Source organism: Micromonospora sp. WMMC273 (assembly GCF_027460285.1).
GTDB classification, from domain to species: domain Bacteria; phylum Actinomycetota; class Actinomycetes; order Mycobacteriales; family Micromonosporaceae; genus Micromonospora; species Micromonospora aurantiaca.
The window spans coordinates 2,094,396-2,109,668 of the sequence record NZ_JAPZBE010000001.1; the positions used below are offsets into that span (position 1 = coordinate 2,094,396).

General features: G+C 68.8%; 10 protein-coding genes and 1 CRISPR repeat array (1 of these 11 cut by a window edge). All 10 genes read left to right on the plus strand.

Features of this window, described 5'->3' with window-relative positions:
- Window positions 1-83: 83 nt before the first annotated feature.
- The 10 genes from O7611_RS09910 to O7611_RS09955 all read left to right on the plus strand — a co-directional run bounded on the left by O7611_RS09910 (window position 84) and on the right by O7611_RS09955 (window position 13,019).
- Complete coding sequence (locus O7611_RS09910) at window positions 84-2,189, plus strand: UvrD-helicase domain-containing protein (RefSeq protein ID WP_269696645.1); 2,106 nt, start codon at window positions 84-86, stop codon at window positions 2,187-2,189.
- The gene (cas3, locus tag O7611_RS09915) at window positions 2,186-5,029 is read left to right on the plus strand and encodes a CRISPR-associated helicase Cas3' (protein ID WP_269696646.1); all 2,844 of its coding nucleotides are present in this window, start codon (window positions 2,186-2,188) and stop codon (window positions 5,027-5,029) included. Before O7611_RS09910 ends, cas3 begins: the two co-directional genes overlap by 4 nt.
- A 33-nt stretch (window positions 5,030-5,062) precedes the next feature.
- On the plus strand, window positions 5,063-6,724 hold the full coding sequence (gene casA, locus O7611_RS09920) for a type I-E CRISPR-associated protein Cse1/CasA (RefSeq protein ID WP_269696647.1): 1,662 nt from the start codon (window positions 5,063-5,065) through the stop codon (window positions 6,722-6,724).
- A complete protein-coding gene (casB, locus tag O7611_RS09925) occupies window positions 6,721-7,392 on the plus strand; it encodes a type I-E CRISPR-associated protein Cse2/CasB (protein WP_269696648.1) in 672 nt (223 codons plus the stop codon). Before casA ends, casB begins: the two co-directional genes overlap by 4 nt.
- A complete protein-coding gene (gene cas7e, locus O7611_RS09930) occupies window positions 7,389-8,513 on the plus strand; it encodes a type I-E CRISPR-associated protein Cas7/Cse4/CasC (protein ID WP_269696649.1) in 1,125 nt (374 codons plus the stop codon). Before casB ends, cas7e begins: the two co-directional genes overlap by 4 nt.
- Entirely contained in the window at window positions 8,510-9,211 is a 702-nt protein-coding gene (gene cas5e / locus O7611_RS09935; protein ID WP_269696650.1) for a type I-E CRISPR-associated protein Cas5/CasD, read from the plus strand. The genes cas7e and cas5e overlap by 4 nt, the downstream gene beginning before the upstream one ends.
- Before the next feature lie 2 nt (window positions 9,212-9,213).
- On the plus strand, window positions 9,214-9,879 hold the full coding sequence (gene cas6e, locus O7611_RS09940) for a type I-E CRISPR-associated protein Cas6/Cse3/CasE (protein ID WP_269696651.1): 666 nt from the start codon (window positions 9,214-9,216) through the stop codon (window positions 9,877-9,879).
- 12 nt (window positions 9,880-9,891) lie between these two features.
- Entirely contained in the window at window positions 9,892-10,845 is a 954-nt protein-coding gene (gene cas1e / locus O7611_RS09945; protein WP_332367419.1) for a type I-E CRISPR-associated endonuclease Cas1e, read from the plus strand.
- Window positions 10,845-11,234, plus strand: a complete 390-nt coding sequence (gene cas2e, locus O7611_RS09950; protein ID WP_269696653.1) for a type I-E CRISPR-associated endoribonuclease Cas2e — start codon at window positions 10,845-10,847, stop codon at window positions 11,232-11,234. The genes cas1e and cas2e overlap by 1 nt, the downstream gene beginning before the upstream one ends.
- A 216-nt stretch (window positions 11,235-11,450) precedes the next feature.
- A complete protein-coding gene (locus O7611_RS09955; RefSeq protein WP_269696654.1) occupies window positions 11,451-13,019 on the plus strand; it encodes an ISL3 family transposase in 1,569 nt (522 codons plus the stop codon).
- Window positions 13,020-13,513: 494 nt separating this feature from the next.
- Window positions 13,514-15,273: direct repeats of the CRISPR family, unit length 28 nt; unit sequence GGATCACCCCCGCGTGCGCGGGGAGCAG (it continues 344 nt past the right edge of the window).

The following is a 15,273-nucleotide window of genomic DNA, read 5'->3' on the forward strand; positions in this document are numbered from 1 at the left end:
GCCGCGGTCGCCTGCTCAGGTCACGGGCGGCTGCAGGGGTGCACCGAATTCTGTTCGCCGATCCATGCCGGGGGAGAAACGATATGGCTGAGTTGGCCATCGACAGGGGTTTTCTCCCCGCGTACGCCAAACTCGATCGCCGCGTGCAGCGCGCCGTCGACGCAGCCATCGGAAAGTTCGCGCAGCACACCCACGCCGGCATGCACCTGGAGAAGCTCACCGGGGCACGAGACCCAAACATCCGTACGATCCGCATCGATCAGTTCTATCGCGGAGTCGTGGTCGCTCTCGGCGCGCAACGCTACGCGCTGCTGAACGTCCTTCCGCACGACGACGCGATCGCCTTCGCCGTGAGCCGACGCTTCACCGTCAACCAGGCGATCGGCGTCCTGGAGATGCGCGATCAGGCGGGCATCGAGGAGTTCGCCCGCACGACCTCGCACGAAGACTCCAGCAAGGGCTTGTTCGTCGATGTCTCGATCGCGGACCTGACGCGACTCGGCGTGGACGAAGACCTCATCCCGCTGCTGCGGCTCATCACCACCGACCGGCAACTGGAGAGCCTGGCCGGGCGGCTTCCTGACGTGCAGGCCGATGTCCTACGCGGTCTTGCCAGCGGGCTGACTGTCCAGGATGTCTGGATCGAGTTGGCCGACCGGATCGTCAGCGGCGTGGACACCGAGGACCTGCTGGCAGCTGCCCGCCGCACACCCGAGCGAATCGCGTTCGTCTCCGGGCCGGTGGAGTTGGCCGCCATCCTGGCTCATCCGTTCGACGTGTGGCGCACCTTTCTGCACCCCACCCAGCGCGACGTCGCCTTCCGCGAGGCCTACAGCGGTCCGGCGCTGGTCACCGGCAGCGCCGGCACGGGTAAGACCGTCACCGGCCTGCACCGGGCGGTCTTCCTCGCGCAACGCCTGCCCGGCGACGGTACGAAGGTGCTGCTGACCACCTTCACCAGGGCGCTCGCCGACGCCCTCAGCCGGCAGCTGCACCGTCTGACCGAAGACCCGACCGTGCGCGCGCGCATTGACGTGATCAGCGTCGACAGGCTGGCGTACGAGATCGGCACCCGAGGAGACAAGAAGATCAACATTGTCGAGAACGAAGTGCTCGACGGTCTTTGGGAAGCCGCGGCGAAAGCCGGCCCCACCTACCTCAACCGGGCCGGCCGGACGACCACGTTCAGCGGCGCCTTCCTCCGACGAGAGTGGGAGCAGGTGGTGCTGGCGCAGCAGCTGAACAGCATGACGGCCTACCGTGACGCCCCACGTCGAGGGCGTGGGGAAGGGCTCCGCGCGGCGCAGCGGGAGCAGGTATGGGCCGCCATCGAGTCGGTCGTACGCGAACTGGCCAAGCGGCGGCTGCGCACCCACACACAGCTCGCCGACGATGCAGCCGTGATGGCCAGCCAGTCACCCACGCCGTATCGACACATCGTCGTGGACGAGGGGCAGGACCTTCATCCGGCTCAGTGGCGCCTGCTACGTGCGCTCGTTGGACCTGGCCCCAACGACCTGTTCCTGCTCGCCGACCCATATCAAAGGATCTACGACAGCCACGTGTCGCTGGCGCAGCTCGGCATCCACGTCCGAGGCCGGACTCGCAGGCTCAACGTCAACTACCGAACCACGCACGAGATCCTGGACCTGTCGGTCCGGGTCCTCAACGGCGAGGCGGCCATCGGCCTCGACGGCGAGGACGACACGCTGCGCGGCTACCGCTCCGTGACTCGCGGCGGCGCGCCCACCGTGAAGGCGTACGTGAGCCGGGAGGACGAGCGCGAGGCGCTGATCGAGCAGGTTGGTACCTGGCTCGACCATGGCGTCGAACCCCACGCGATCGGCGTCGCCGCCCGTACCGGACAGATGGTCACCTTCATCAGCAGGACGCTACGGGAGGCCTACATCCCAGTGGCCGACGAGAAGCGCGGAACAGACGGAGTCCGGGTCGCCACCATGCATCGCATGAAGGGTCTCGAGTTCCAGTGCCTGGCAGTCGTCGGACTGGACGAGGGCGCCCTTCCCGCGCCTCACGCGGTGACGCCGCTGACTGAAGATCCGCACGCCCACAAGCAGGACCTGCAGCGCGAGCGGTGCCTGCTGTTCGTTGCGCTGACCCGGGCCCGCGACGTGCTCTACCTGTCGCACAGCGGCCATCCCAGCTCACTCCTGCCGGAGCAACGATGAACCTCCACACCGACTCGCACGGACCGAAGCTGGGCGACGCCGCCCGGGCGGTCTGGGGAAAGACCGACCGCAAGGGCACGTCGCCGGTCGGATGGCTTCCGCTCTGGCGGCATCTCGCCGACTCCGCCGATGTGGCGGGCCGGCTGTGGGACCACTGGCTCAGCCCTGCGGTACGCCGCCGTATCGCCGACGAACTGCCCGACGGCGACCGCGACGCCCGTACCCTGGCCGTCTGGCTCGCCGGCGTGCACGACATCGGCAAAGCCACGCCCGCTTTCGCCATCCAGGCACCCGCTCTGGCGCAGCGTATGCGCGACCGAGGGCTCGACTACGACCGGGATCTGATCCGTTCCGATCGCAGGTACGCCCCGCACGCTACCGCGGGGCACGTCATTCTGGCCGACTGGCTGGGCCGACAGGGCCTGACCGACCCGCACCCGTACGCCGTCGTCGTCGGAGGTCACCACGGCGCCCCGCCCACCGACGAAGGTCTCCGCGACGTTCAAATGCGTCGGCACCTGCTCGGAGACCAAGCGTGGGAACAGGCGCAGGAAGAGTTGCTCGCCTGGATGACCGAGCGCTGCGCGGCAGCCGATCGGATCGTCTCCTGGGACGCGGTGCCACTGTCACAGCCCGCACAAGCCGCGCTCACCGGCATCGTCATCGTCGCCGACTGGATCGCCAGCAACGAGGAGTTCTTTCCCTACCTGCTCGACGGCCCCGACGCCGACCGGCTGCAAAGCGGCTGGCACCTGCTGGACCTCCCCGTACCCTGGCTTCCGGCCGCGGCGCCGGCGCGGTTGGACGACCTGTTCAAGGTGCGGTTCGAGCTGCCTGTGGGGGCCACCCCTCGCCCTGTCCAGCGCACCGTCGCTGAGCTCGCCGCGACTATGCCCGCCCCTGGGATGATGATCGTTGAAGCGGCGATGGGAGAGGGCAAGACCGAAGCGGCCCTCGCCGCGGTCGAAATCCTCGCCGGGCGGACCGGAGCCTCCGGCTGCTACCTGGCACTGCCCACCCGGGCCACCAGCGACGCCATGTTCGGTCGGATGCTGTCCTGGCTACGCCGCCTGCCCGACGCGCACGCCGACCGCGGAGACCGTGATGTGCGGTTGGCCCACGGCAAGGCGGCCCTCAACCCGGACTACGACCGACTCCGCGCCACATCGCTGCCAAGCGGCATCGCGGAGGATGTCGGCGGTGCCGCCGTCGGGGTGCACAAATGGCTGGCCGGGCCAAAGCGGACTCTGCTGTCCAGCTTCGTCGTGGGAACGATCGACCAGCTGCTGTTCGCCGCGCTGCGCGGCAAACACCTCGTGCTGCGACACCTCGGACTCGCGGGCAAGGTCGTCGTCATCGACGAGGCACACGCATACGACGTCTTCATGAGTCAGTTCCTGGACCGCGCTCTGGAATGGCTCGGCGCCTATGGTGCACCGGTCGTCGTGCTCTCCGCGACCCTGCCCGCCCACCGTCGTGCTGAGCTGATGGCGGCCTATGACCGGGGACGGCTCGGGCCCGAGAAGCCGCCCGGCTGGCGTGACCGAGGCAAGCCACGCATCGACCGGTACGCGGTCCTCCGCAACGATCTGCGCTATCCCCTCGTCACCACGTCCACGGAGACGCGAGGCGCCACCGCGGTCAGCTGCCCCGAGTCCGGACGCAGCATCGAGATCACGGTCCGTCCACTGGCCGACGATCTGCCGACGATGGTGGAGTTGCTTCGCGACCGTCTGGCCGACGGCGGCTGCGCCCTGATCGTCCGCAACACCGTCGCGCGGGTTCAGGAGACCGCCGCTGCTCTGCGCGCGGCGCTCGGACCGGACACCCCGGTATCGGTGGCGCACTCCCGGTTCATGGCCGTCGACCGCGCCGCGAAGGACCGGTGGCTACGTGACACATTCGGTCCGCCGGGTAGCGCACAACGGCCACGACGCCACGTCGTGGTCGCCAGCCAAGTCGCCGAACAGTCCCTCGACATCGACTTCGATCTCCTCGTCACCGATCTCGCCCCGATCGACCTGGTGCTGCAGCGCATCGGCCGGCTGCACCGCCATCCGCGCGGCGATCGGCCTACCCGCCTCACGAAGCCGGAATGCTGGATCGCCGGAGCTGACTGGCTCACCGAGCCGCCGCAGCCGGTCAACGGCTCCCGCCGTGTCTATCAGCCAGCCGCACTGCTGCGCAGTGCCGCCGTGCTCGTGCCGTACCTCGAGGGCCTACGGCTGCGGCTCCCGGCGGACATCGCCCCTCTCACTCAAGCTGCCTACGGTCCTCAACCGGTCGGGCCGCCATCCTGGCAGCCCGCGATGGCCGAGGCCGAAGCGAAACAGCGTGACGAGATCGCCGCCAAGGAGCTCAAGGCTGACGGCTTCCGGCTGGCCAGCGTCGCCGAACCCGGAGTTTCATTGATCAGCTGGATCTCAGGTGGCGTCGCCGGCGCCGACGACCGGATGGCTCAGGGGCATGTCCGCGACAGTGACGCCGAGTCGCTCGAAGTCCTCCTTCTGGTACGGACCCCGGAGGGACTAATCCTCCCGCCATGGATCGACGGAGGTGGTGTACCCGTGGCAACCGCCAGCGTCCCACGATGGCCGTTACCCCGTCTGATCGCTCGCTGCACCCTGCCGCTGCCTCGCACGATGACTGCCAACGACGTGATCGATGAGGTCATCGCCGACCTGGAACGACGCACCGATGTCAGCGCCTGGCAGGACAACCACTGGCTCGCCGGCGAACTCGTGCTTGACGTCGACACCGATAGCAGAGCCACCCTGGCCGGCTTCGATCTGCAGTACAGCCCGGACGAGGGTCTGCGTGCCGTCCGATCCGGCACCTGAAATCACGCTTGTCAGCCAAGGAGACGGATACAGATGAACGCTCCACCCAGCCCCGCGGGCTTCTCGCTCTTGGACGAGGCGTGGATCCCGGCACTGGACAACGGGGGCCGCTGCCGTGATCTGTCACTGCGTGAGATGTTCGACCAGGCCGGTGAGGTTCGCATGATCGCCTGCGAGCTGCCGACGCAGACGTTCGCGATCCTACGGCTGGCGCTGGCGATCTTGCACAGGGCCACCGACGGCCCCTCCGGAGAGGCTGCTTGGTTGGCGCTGTGGCGCGACCGGCGGCTACCGGCCGCGGATATCAGTGACTACCTCGGAGAGTTCCGAGACCGGTTCGATCTTCTGCACCCGGAACAGCCCTTCTACCAGGTCGCCGATCTGCGCGCCTCCAATGACGGCCCGTACGGGCTGGAGCGCCTCATCGCCGACGTGCCCAACGGCCTGCAGTTTCTCACCACCCGCGCGGGCGAGGGAATGGCATCGATTACACCGGCCGAGGCTGCCCGCTGGCTGGTGCACTGCCAGGCCTACGACCCCTCCGGCATCAAGACCGGCGCGGTGGGAGACGCGCGGGTGAAGAGTGGTAAGGGTTACCCGATCGGTGCCGGCTCGCTCGGTTGGCTCGGCGGTGTCTACCTGGAGGGTGCCACCCTGCTCGAGACCCTCTTGCTCAATCTGGTACCGGTCGCGCCCGCCTGGCAACGAGCTGACGAGCGAGACGCGCCGGTGTGGGAACGCGCACCACAGAGCTCTGCAGAGGAGTCCGACACGACGCGGGGACCCTTCGGCCTGCTCAGCCTCTACACCTGGCAATCCCGACGAGTCCGGCTGTTTGGCGACGCCGTCGCCATCACCGGGGCAATGGTCTCCAACGGAGATCGACTCGATTGGCAGGATCGTCAGCTCTTGGAGCCTATGAGCGTATGGGGCCGTAGCGCGCCGCGCGAGCGAGAGCAGAAGGTGATCCCGGTCTACCTGCCACGGCCGCACGACCACGGTCGGGCGCTCTGGCGCGGGCTGCAGACGTTGCTGCCGGCTCCGCCACAGCCTGGCGCCGAGCCGCCTCAGCGGCTTTCGCCGATGGTGCTGCAGCGGTTGGCCCGCCTGACCGTTACCGAAGTTGTCGAGCCTGATTTTCGGGTTCGGACAAGGGCTGTGAGCATTTCGTACGGTGCAAAGCAGGCAGTGATCGACGAGGTGTTCAGCGATGCGCTCACGATGAACGTGCTGCTCCTGGTCGACCAGTCGGAGCTGCGCGTGACGGCTATTGACGCTGCCGCCGACGCCGAGACGGCTGTCAACGTCCTGCGCCGGCTCGCGGACAACCTCGCGCGGGCCGCTGGCAGCCGTGACCAGGACAGCGGAGAGGCCGAGAGGGCAGCAGAACGCGCCTACGCCGTGCTGGACCATGCCTTCCGCAACTGGCTGGCTGGGCTTGGTCCCGATAGTGAGCCAGCCACCGAGCGTGCGGCATGGCAACGCTTGGTGCGCCGTGCTGTCGGCCGTCTCGGTGGCGAACTGGTTGCCGCAGCTGGACCGGCGGCATGGATCGGCCGCGTCGGCAAAGACCGCGCCGGCAAAGACGTGCACTACTCCAGTTCCCAGGCCGACGCGTGGTTCCGCGCAGGCCTCGCCAAGGCGCTACCGATGGCGGCCGAGGTGCCCCAGCAGAAGCAGGAGGAAGCAGTATGACCGCGGTCGACGAGCAGCCAACAGCCGGCGTGCAGGCCAGGTCCTGGACTCGCCGACGTGCCGAACTCGGAGAACACGTCGCCCGAACGGTGGGTGCCCTTCAGGCGCGGTTGTTTCGCGACGCGACCCAGCCGGAAGCGGTCAGCGCACTCGCCCGGCTACGGCGCGGTCTGGGACGCCCGCCGGGCTTCGACTTCACCCTTGAGCGATACCTGCAGGTGCCGGATCACCTACTGGGTCGCCGGCCGGACGACGACGCGCAGCCCGCCGACACGGAACAAGCGGTGCACGACGCGGTGACCCTGTACGCACTGCACCAGCAGTCACGCCGGGAGCGGATGCACGTCGACGGGCGAGGCCTGGGCCGGAGCCTGGCCGACCTCGTACGCGTATCCGGAAGTCCCGAAGGCGTACGTCGCCGCTTCGCCGCGCTCGGCACCGCCAGCACCTACCACGAGAGCATCTACCACCTGCGCAGCCTGATCACCATGCTGCGAGAACACCAGATCCCCCTCGACTACGGGCTGCTCGCCGACGACCTACGGACCCTGCTGCGACCCGGCGGTCAAGCCAGGATCCAGGCCGTCTGGGGTCGCGAGTTCTTCCGCACCAGGCCCGCCACCAACGCTGACGCCTCTACCGACACTTCCGAGGAGAACCTGTCATGAGCCGCACCATCATCGACGTCTACGCGCTGCAGACCGTGCCTCCGAGCAACCTGAACCGTGACGACACCGGCTCGCCGAAGACCGCCGTCTACGGAGGCGTACGGCGCGCACGGGTTTCCAGTCAGGCATGGAAGCGAGCCATCCGGCTGGCCTTTGCCAACCTGCTCGACCGCTCGCAACTCGGTGAACGTACCAAGCGGGTGGGTGAGTCGCTGGCGGCTCGGATCAAGGCCCTCGACCCGAACCTTTCCGACGAAGCAGCCTCGGCCCTGGCCGCCGAGGTCTTCGTCGCGGCGGGGCTGGCCAAGCTCGACAAGAAGAAGGGCGAGATCAAGGACATCGAGTCCAGCTACCTGCTCTTCCTGAGCCACCGACAGCTGGACAACCTTGCTTCCGCCGCGCTGGAGGCCTCGGCCGCCGGCACACCTCTGGACAAGGGGCGATTCAAGGAGTTGGCCAGGACCGACCACTCCGTTGACATCGCCATGTTCGGCCGGATGGTCGCCGACATGACGGACATCAACGTCGACGCGGCGTGCCAGCTCTCTCACGCCATCAGCGTTCACGCCGTCGACAACGAGTTCGACTATTTCACCGCCGTCGACGACCGTAAGGCCGATGCCGCCGAGACCGGTGCCGGCATGATCGGCACCATCGAGTTCAACTCCTCCACGCTGTACCGGTATGCGACCGTCGACGTCGACGCACTGCATCGGACGTTGGGCGACGCAGCCGCCACCCGTGCCGCGGTGGAGGCATTCCTGGTCGCCTTCGCCCGTAGCATGCCGACGGGCAAACAGAACACGTTCGCTCACCGGACGCTCCCCGACGCGGTCCTCGTACGGATGCGCGACACACAGCCGGTCAACCTCGTCGGCGCCTTCGAGACGCCGGTACGGGAAACGCACGCCGCCGGTCGGGTCGAGCTGGCCGCGGCCGCATTGGCGAAGCACGCCATCGCCGTCGAGCAGGCCTACGGGGAACGGCCGGTCGCCAGCTGGGTCACCCAGGTCGGGGAGCAGACCGCTGTGCTGGCCGACCTCGGCAAGGCGGTCAGCTTCAGCGAGTTGGTCGCCGGAGTAGGGGAGCAGGTCGACCTGGCGCTCGGACAGCCAGCATGAGCGTACTTCTGATGAGGCTGGCCGGCCCGCTCCAGTCGTGGGGCTCGTCCAGCCGGTTCGCTCGCCGCGGCACCGAGGTCGCCCCGACCAAGAGCGGTGTACTCGGCCTGCTCGCCGCCGCGAAAGGCATCCGCCGCACGGAGCCGCTCACCGAGCTGCTGGGTCTGGAGTTCGGGGTACGCCTCGACCAGCCCGGGCAGATCCTGCGGGACTTCCAGACGGCCCGATCGCTGGATGGCCGGCAAAGCGCTCCACTGACCTACCGCTTCTATCTATCCGACGCGGTTTTCCTCGCTGCGGTCGCGGGGGAGCAGGAGCTTCTGTCGGGCCTCGCGGAAGCGCTCGCTCGACCACACTTCCCCCTCTACCTGGGCCGCCGGTCATGCCCACCGGACGGTCCCATCAGTCTCGGTGTGCACGACGTGGCCCTCGACGACGCTTTGGCGGAGTGGCCCTGGCTCGCCTCGCAGTGGTATCAGCGCCGGGCTGCCCGGACCGTCCGACTGGAGATCATCCGCGACGCGCGAGCCGGTGAACCGATAAGCGAGACCGTCCCCGATGAGCCCGTCAGCTTCGACCCTGCTCACCGCCAGCACACCTGGCGGTCGGTGATTCGCCGACACGTCGACGTCAGGAACGACCTCACAGAACGGGCCGCCGTCCCCGAGCACGATCCGCTGAGCCTGCTGGGAGGCTGACCATGTTTCTGACCCGGTTCCAGATCAACCCCGCTCGACGCGGCGCACGCAAGGTGCTCGGATCACCCCAGGCCATGCACGCCGCCGTCCGCGCCGCGTTTGCTGCTCCCGAGGACTACGAGCGGGATGGCGCCCGCACCCTGTGGCGGCTCGACGCCCAAGTCTCCACGACGGTCTACCTCTACATCACCAGTCCGGGCAGGCCCGACCTGACCCACCTTGTCGAGCAGGCCGGCTGGCCGACGACCGACGCGTGGGTCACCCGCGACTACGGCGGCCTGCTCGACTCACTACGCCCCGGCCAGGACTGGGCGTTCCGGCTCACCGCCAACCCGGTCCACAGCGGGCGTAAGACCGCGGACTCCAAGGAGACTCAGCGTTTCGGCCGCTTGCGAGAGGAGGATCAGGTCAACTGGCTGTTGAGCCGAGCAGCCGACCGCGGATTCCGCGTCGCCACGCAACAGGATGGACGTCCCAACCTGCGGTTGCACCACAGCCAGACGCTGAACTTCACGCGCGGCCTGGCCAAGGTCACCCTGGCCACCGTGACGTATGACGGCATCCTTCAGGTCGCCGACGCGGAGGCTTTCCGCCGCGCGCTGCGTTCTGGCATTGGCCACGGCAAGGCGTACGGTTGCGGCCTTCTGACCCTGGCTCCCGCTGGCTGATTCGGCTCGTCCATGAAAATCCCAGGGGTACCGCCTGCCGAGATTGCCGACTTGGCTCGAGCCGAGGACCGGATCAGCTTCCTCTACCTTGAACGCAGCGTCATTCACCGTGACAGCAATGCCATTACCGCTACCAACGACCAAGGGGTCGTGCACATCCCCGCGGCCTCGATCGGCGTGCTGCTCCTCGGACCGGGCACCAGCGTCACCCACCAAGCCATTGCCCTGCTCGCCGACCACGGCGCCACCGCCATCTGGGTTGGGGAGCGAGGGGTGCGTTACTACGCTCACGGTCGATCACTGGCAGCATCCAGCAGGCTACTTGTGGCGCAAGCTGCTGCAGTTAGCCATCGAGACCGGCGGTTGGCCGTCGCACGCACCATGTACGCGATGCGGTTCCCGGGCGAAGACACCACGCGCCTGACCCTGCAGCAACTGCGAGGCAAAGAGGGCGCACGAGTCCGCCGCATGTACAGGGAGCAGGCCGAACGTACAGGAGTAGCTTGGCGCCAACGTGAATACGACCGGGAGGACTTCGACAGCGGCGACCCGATCAACCAGGCCCTGTCAGCCGCGCATGCCTGCCTCTACGGAATCGTTCACGCCGTCATCGTCGCGCTCGGCGCCGCGCCTGGTCTCGGCTTCGTGCACACGGGCCACGAACGAGCCTTCGTCTACGACATCGCTGACCTGTACAAGGCCGAGATCACGATCCCTGTGGCCTTCGACGTCGTAGCCGGCGACTCGACGGACATCGGATCAGACACCCGCCGTGCAGTACGCGACCGAGTGCATGACGGAGCCATTCTCGCGCGATGCGTACGCGACATCCGCATGCTGCTTCTTCAGCAGCAGGGCGGCGGCGAGGTCGAAGAAGAGGGAGAGGATCTCCGCCTGTGGGACGGGAGCGGGATCGAGCTGGCCGCAGGGCGCAACTACGCCAACACGGGTGAGGTCGATTTCTGATGACGGTCATCATCCTCACTGCGTGCCCGGCCGGGCTCCGAGGCCACCTGACCCAGTGGCTCTTCGAACTCTCAGCCGGCGTGTACGTCGGACACGTCAGCGCCCGCGTACGAAACAGGTTGTGGAATCGGGTGACCGAAATGGCGGGTGCCGGGCGCGCCCTGATGGTGTTCCAAGTGCGGGGCGAGCAGCGACTGTCGTTCGTCGCGCACGACCATCACTGGACGCCAGTAGATGCCGAGGGCGTCACACTTATGCGCCGACCCGCGGTGCCGGTGACCAATCCAGCAGCCGCGGGAGGTTGGAGCAAGGCGGCCAAGCGCCGTCGGTTTGGCCGGCGCGGCCGCGCAGCGACGGCGACTAACGAAACGGAATCGTCGGGATCTTGATAAGACCGCGGTAGGAATCACCATCACCCCTGCTTGCGCGAGATGCGAGTAGGGACAGGATGCAGGTCCCGAAATGATGGGCAAATCATCCGCGGGTACTGAACATCAACAACCAGCGAGGGGGTCAAAATTCGGCCGGAACAGAGGGGTCAAATTTCAGGCTCTGGCGCACATTTTGTGAGTCGCGTTCGTCGGTAGTTCGGTTTGGGTGCCGGGATGGAGATCATTCCAGCGTTGCTGCCGCACCTGACGGGCCTGCGGCTGGAAGCGGTGGTGGTCCGGGCTGTCGGGGTCAGGATCAACGCGGCGACACAGACGGTGCGGGCACGGTGTAGCACCTACAGCACCTGGTCGACCACTGTGCATGGTCGCTATGTGCGGCGGCTTGCCGATGTCAGGTTGGGTGGTCACGAGGTGCTGGTCGCGCTGACGGTCCGCCGGTTCACCTGCGCGAACACCGAATGCGGGCGACGGATGTTCGTTGAGCAGGTGCCCGGTCTGACTCGTCGGCATGCCCGTCACACCGTCGTCGCGGCCGGTGACCTGGAAGCTGTCGCGGTGGCGTTGGGCGGTCGAGCGGGCAGCCGACTGGCGCAGCGGCTGGCGGTGTCGGTGTCCCGCTCCACGTTGATCCGGATGATCCGCCGGATCCCCGACCCGCCGCCGGCGACACCGGCGGTGCTGGGCGTGGACGACTTCGCCCGCCGTCGTGGGCACCGCTACGCGACCGTGCTGCTCGACATGCACACCCGCCGGCCGATCGACGTTCTGCCCGACCGCACCGCCGACACCCTCGCCGCATGGCTGCACGAGCATCCCGGCGTGCAGATCATCTGCCGCGATCGAGGCGGCAGCTATGCAGACGGCGCCCGCAAGGGTGCACCTGACGCGATCCAGGTCGCCGACCGGTGGCACCTGCTGAAGAACCTCAGCGACACCGTCGAGAAAGTCATCCGCGGCCACCGCCGATGCCTACGCACCCACACCGATCCGACACCCACCCTGGCCGCGCCGGCTGACGAGCCGGTCAGAACGGGGCGTCGGGCGGCGAACACCCGCCAACGCCACGCCGCCGTGCACGCCTTACGCGCCGAAGGACTGTCGATCAGCGCGACCGCCCGCCGTCTCGACATGAACGTCAGAACCGCCCGCAAGTACGCCCACGCCGCCACCGCCGAGGCGTTGATCGGACCGAACGCCAGTAGCCGACCCAGCGTCCTCACCCCGTTTCACTCCTACCTACGGCAACGCCTCAGCGACGGCGTCCAGCAGACCGCTGACCTGCACGCCGAGATCCTGGCTCGCGGCTACCAAGGCAGCTTGCGGGTGCTGCGGGACTGGCTCACCAGCAACCGCACCCGGCCTGCCCCTGCGACCGTGGTCCGGGTGCCGTCGGCCCGGCGGATCACCGCCTGGATCATGCGACCCGGTCACAAAATCACCGACGAAGAACACGCCGACCTCGCCGCCGCCCGCCGCCGCTGCCCGGACCTCAACACCGTCACCGAACTCGCCCGCGGGTTCGCCGCCCTGGTTCGCCACCAAGGAACCGGGCAGCACCTCGACGCTTGGATCGACCGCGCCCGCCACGCCGGCTACCCCGAACTCCGCGGCTTCGCCGCCGGCCTCGCCAGCGACCGCGACGCCGTCGTCGCCGGCCTCACTCAACCCTGGAGCTCAGGCCCGGTCGAGGGCCAGGTCAACCGCATCAAGACGATCAAGCGACAGATGTATGGCCGGGCGAACCTCGACCTCCTCCGCAAACGCGTCCTGACCACCCCGTAAGCCACCACCAAGATCAATCACAGAATATGCGCCAGAGCCAAATTTCAGCCGGCGTTGACAGCCGGTGCAGGATCACCCCCGCGTGCGCGGGGAGCAGGGGTCCAGGCCACGGCCAGGGACAGCTCGGGCGGATCACCCCCGCGTGCGCGGGGAGCAGAGCGGCCAGGGAGAGGGTGAGGTCGCTCAGGTCGGATCACCCCCGCGTGCGCGGGGAGCAGCGGCTCTGCACCGGGCGCGTTGGGCCTGCCATGGGATCACCCCCGCGTGCGCGGGGAGCAGGCGGCCCGCACCAGGGCGGCCCGGTCGACGCCGGGATCACCCCCGCGTGCGCGGGGAGCAGGCGGCCCGCACCAGGGCGGCCCGGTCGACGCCGGGATCACCCCCGCGTGCGCGGGGAGCAGAGCGGCGCCGGCATGACGGTCGTTCACCGCACCGGATCACCCCGCGTGCGCGGGGAGCAGGCTATCCGGTTGATTTTCTCTGGGACGGACGCCGGATCACCCCCGCGTGCGCGGGGAGCAGAGGCCCTCGGTGTCGCCGCGCGCGTCGGCGCGGGGATCACCCCCGCGTGCGCGGGGAGCAGACCCGTTGTCCTACCCACTTCGAGCCTCACCCCGGATCACCCCCGCGTGCGCGGGGAGCAGCGGCCGGTCCGGATCGGGCGCCGTCGCCGGCGCGGATCATCCCCGCGTGCGCGGGGAGCAGGGGGAGCGGTGCCCGGGCAGCACGATCGGAGTGGGATCACCCCCGCGTGCGCGGGGAGCAGGCCGCGCTGTCCGGGCGGGCCCTGCCGGTCCGGGGATCACCCCCGCGTGCGCGGGTAGCAGACCGGAGGAATCCCTCATGAGCGCAGATCCGTCGGATCACCCCCGCGTGCGCGGGGAGCAGGACGGGTTGCCCGGGGTGAGCGAGTGGTCGGTGGGATCACCCCCGCGTGCGCGGGGAGCAGCGGCCAGCGTTCGCGATCCGCGCGGCCTTGCTCGGATCACCCCCGCGTGCGCGGGGAGCAGGGCCGGTGTTGGGCGTACGCGACGGCGTTCGCGGGATCACCCCCGCGTGCGCGGGGAGCAGGACCTGTACGCGGTGCGGTACGGGCTCGACGGGGGATCACCCCCGCGTGCGCGGGGAGCAGCACGAGGAAACTCCCTTAGCGACCTTAGCGACCGGATCACCCCCGCGTGCGCGGGGAGCAGCTGCTGGCGGTGACGCTGGGGACGTGGGCGGTGGGATCACCCCCGCGTGCGCGGGGAGCAGCCCGGATCGGTGCTCTCCGCCCGCCAGCCGCGAGGGATCACCCCCGCGTGCGCGGGGAGCAGCCTACGTCTCCCGGGAGCAGGCCCCCGCGCCGGGGATCACCCCCGCGTGCGCGGGGAGCAGGGCCGCTTCAAGCTGAGCAGCACGGGCGGATCCGGATCACCCCCGCGTGCGCGGGGAGCAGCTACGAGTCGCTCTCCTTCGATGAAGAAGGAGCGGATCACCCCCGCGTGCGCGGGGAGCAGGACGTCGACGGCGGAGTGCTCTACGAACGGCCGGGATCACCCCCGCGTGCGCGGGGAGCAGGGGTGGTGTCGATCTGACATGGACGCTTACGGGGATCACCCCCGCGTGCGCGGGGAGCAGTCCAGGTCACCCAGGATGAACGCGCCCAGATCCGGATCACCCCCGCGTGCGCGGGGAGCAGCTGGACACGGCGGTCCTGGCCGAGGATGACCTGGGATCACCCCCGCGTGCGCGGGGAGCAGATCAACATCTACGGCTGAAGCGTAAGCTACGGCGGATCACCCCCGCGTGCGCGGGGAGCAGAGGGTGAGATTGTGTTTCTCGGACACGTCCCACGGATCACCCCCGCGTGCGCGGGGAGCAGACCATCCGGTCCTCAGCCGGCCAGCCGATCGAGGGATCACCCCCGCGTGCGCGGGGAGCAGAGAACGACGCACAGCACCGCGACCAGGGCCAACGGATCACCCCCGCGTGCGCGGGGAGCAGGTGTCGGCGGACAAGGAGCACACTGGCGACGGCAGGATCACCCCCGCGTGCGCGGGGAGCAGCGCCACACCGGCCAGGCCGACACGTTGCCGGGGGGATCACCCCCGCGTGCGCGGGGAGCAGTAATTCCCCTCCAACGGGATCAGAAAGTGTGCGGGATCACCCCCGCGTGCGCGGGGAGCAGTGACGGAGCACCGGCACCACTCACCCCGTAACCGGATCACCCCCGCGTGCGCGGGGAGCAGCGTCCGGTACGCCAACGCGGCCA

Bases quoted from the DNA above. Each gene is read 5' to 3' on its own strand.
- O7611_RS09955 (WP_269696654.1), top strand. From the start codon at position 11,451: ATGGAGATCATTCCAGCGTTGCTGCCGCACCTGACGGGCCTGCGGCTG.
- cas5e (WP_269696650.1), top strand. From the start codon at position 8,510: ATGAGCGTACTTCTGATGAGGCTGGCCGGCCCGCTCCAGTCGTGGGGC.
- cas1e (WP_332367419.1), top strand. From the start codon at position 9,892: ATGAAAATCCCAGGGGTACCGCCTGCCGAGATTGCCGACTTGGCTCGA.
- cas6e (WP_269696651.1), top strand. From the start codon at position 9,214: ATGTTTCTGACCCGGTTCCAGATCAACCCCGCTCGACGCGGCGCACGC.
- casA (WP_269696647.1), top strand. From the start codon at position 5,063: ATGAACGCTCCACCCAGCCCCGCGGGCTTCTCGCTCTTGGACGAGGCG.
- cas3 (WP_269696646.1), top strand. From the start codon at position 2,186: ATGAACCTCCACACCGACTCGCACGGACCGAAGCTGGGCGACGCCGCC.
- cas2e (WP_269696653.1), top strand. From the start codon at position 10,845: ATGACGGTCATCATCCTCACTGCGTGCCCGGCCGGGCTCCGAGGCCAC.
- cas7e (WP_269696649.1), top strand. From the start codon at position 7,389: ATGAGCCGCACCATCATCGACGTCTACGCGCTGCAGACCGTGCCTCCG.
- O7611_RS09910 (WP_269696645.1), top strand. From the start codon at position 84: ATGGCTGAGTTGGCCATCGACAGGGGTTTTCTCCCCGCGTACGCCAAA.
- casB (WP_269696648.1), top strand. From the start codon at position 6,721: ATGACCGCGGTCGACGAGCAGCCAACAGCCGGCGTGCAGGCCAGGTCC.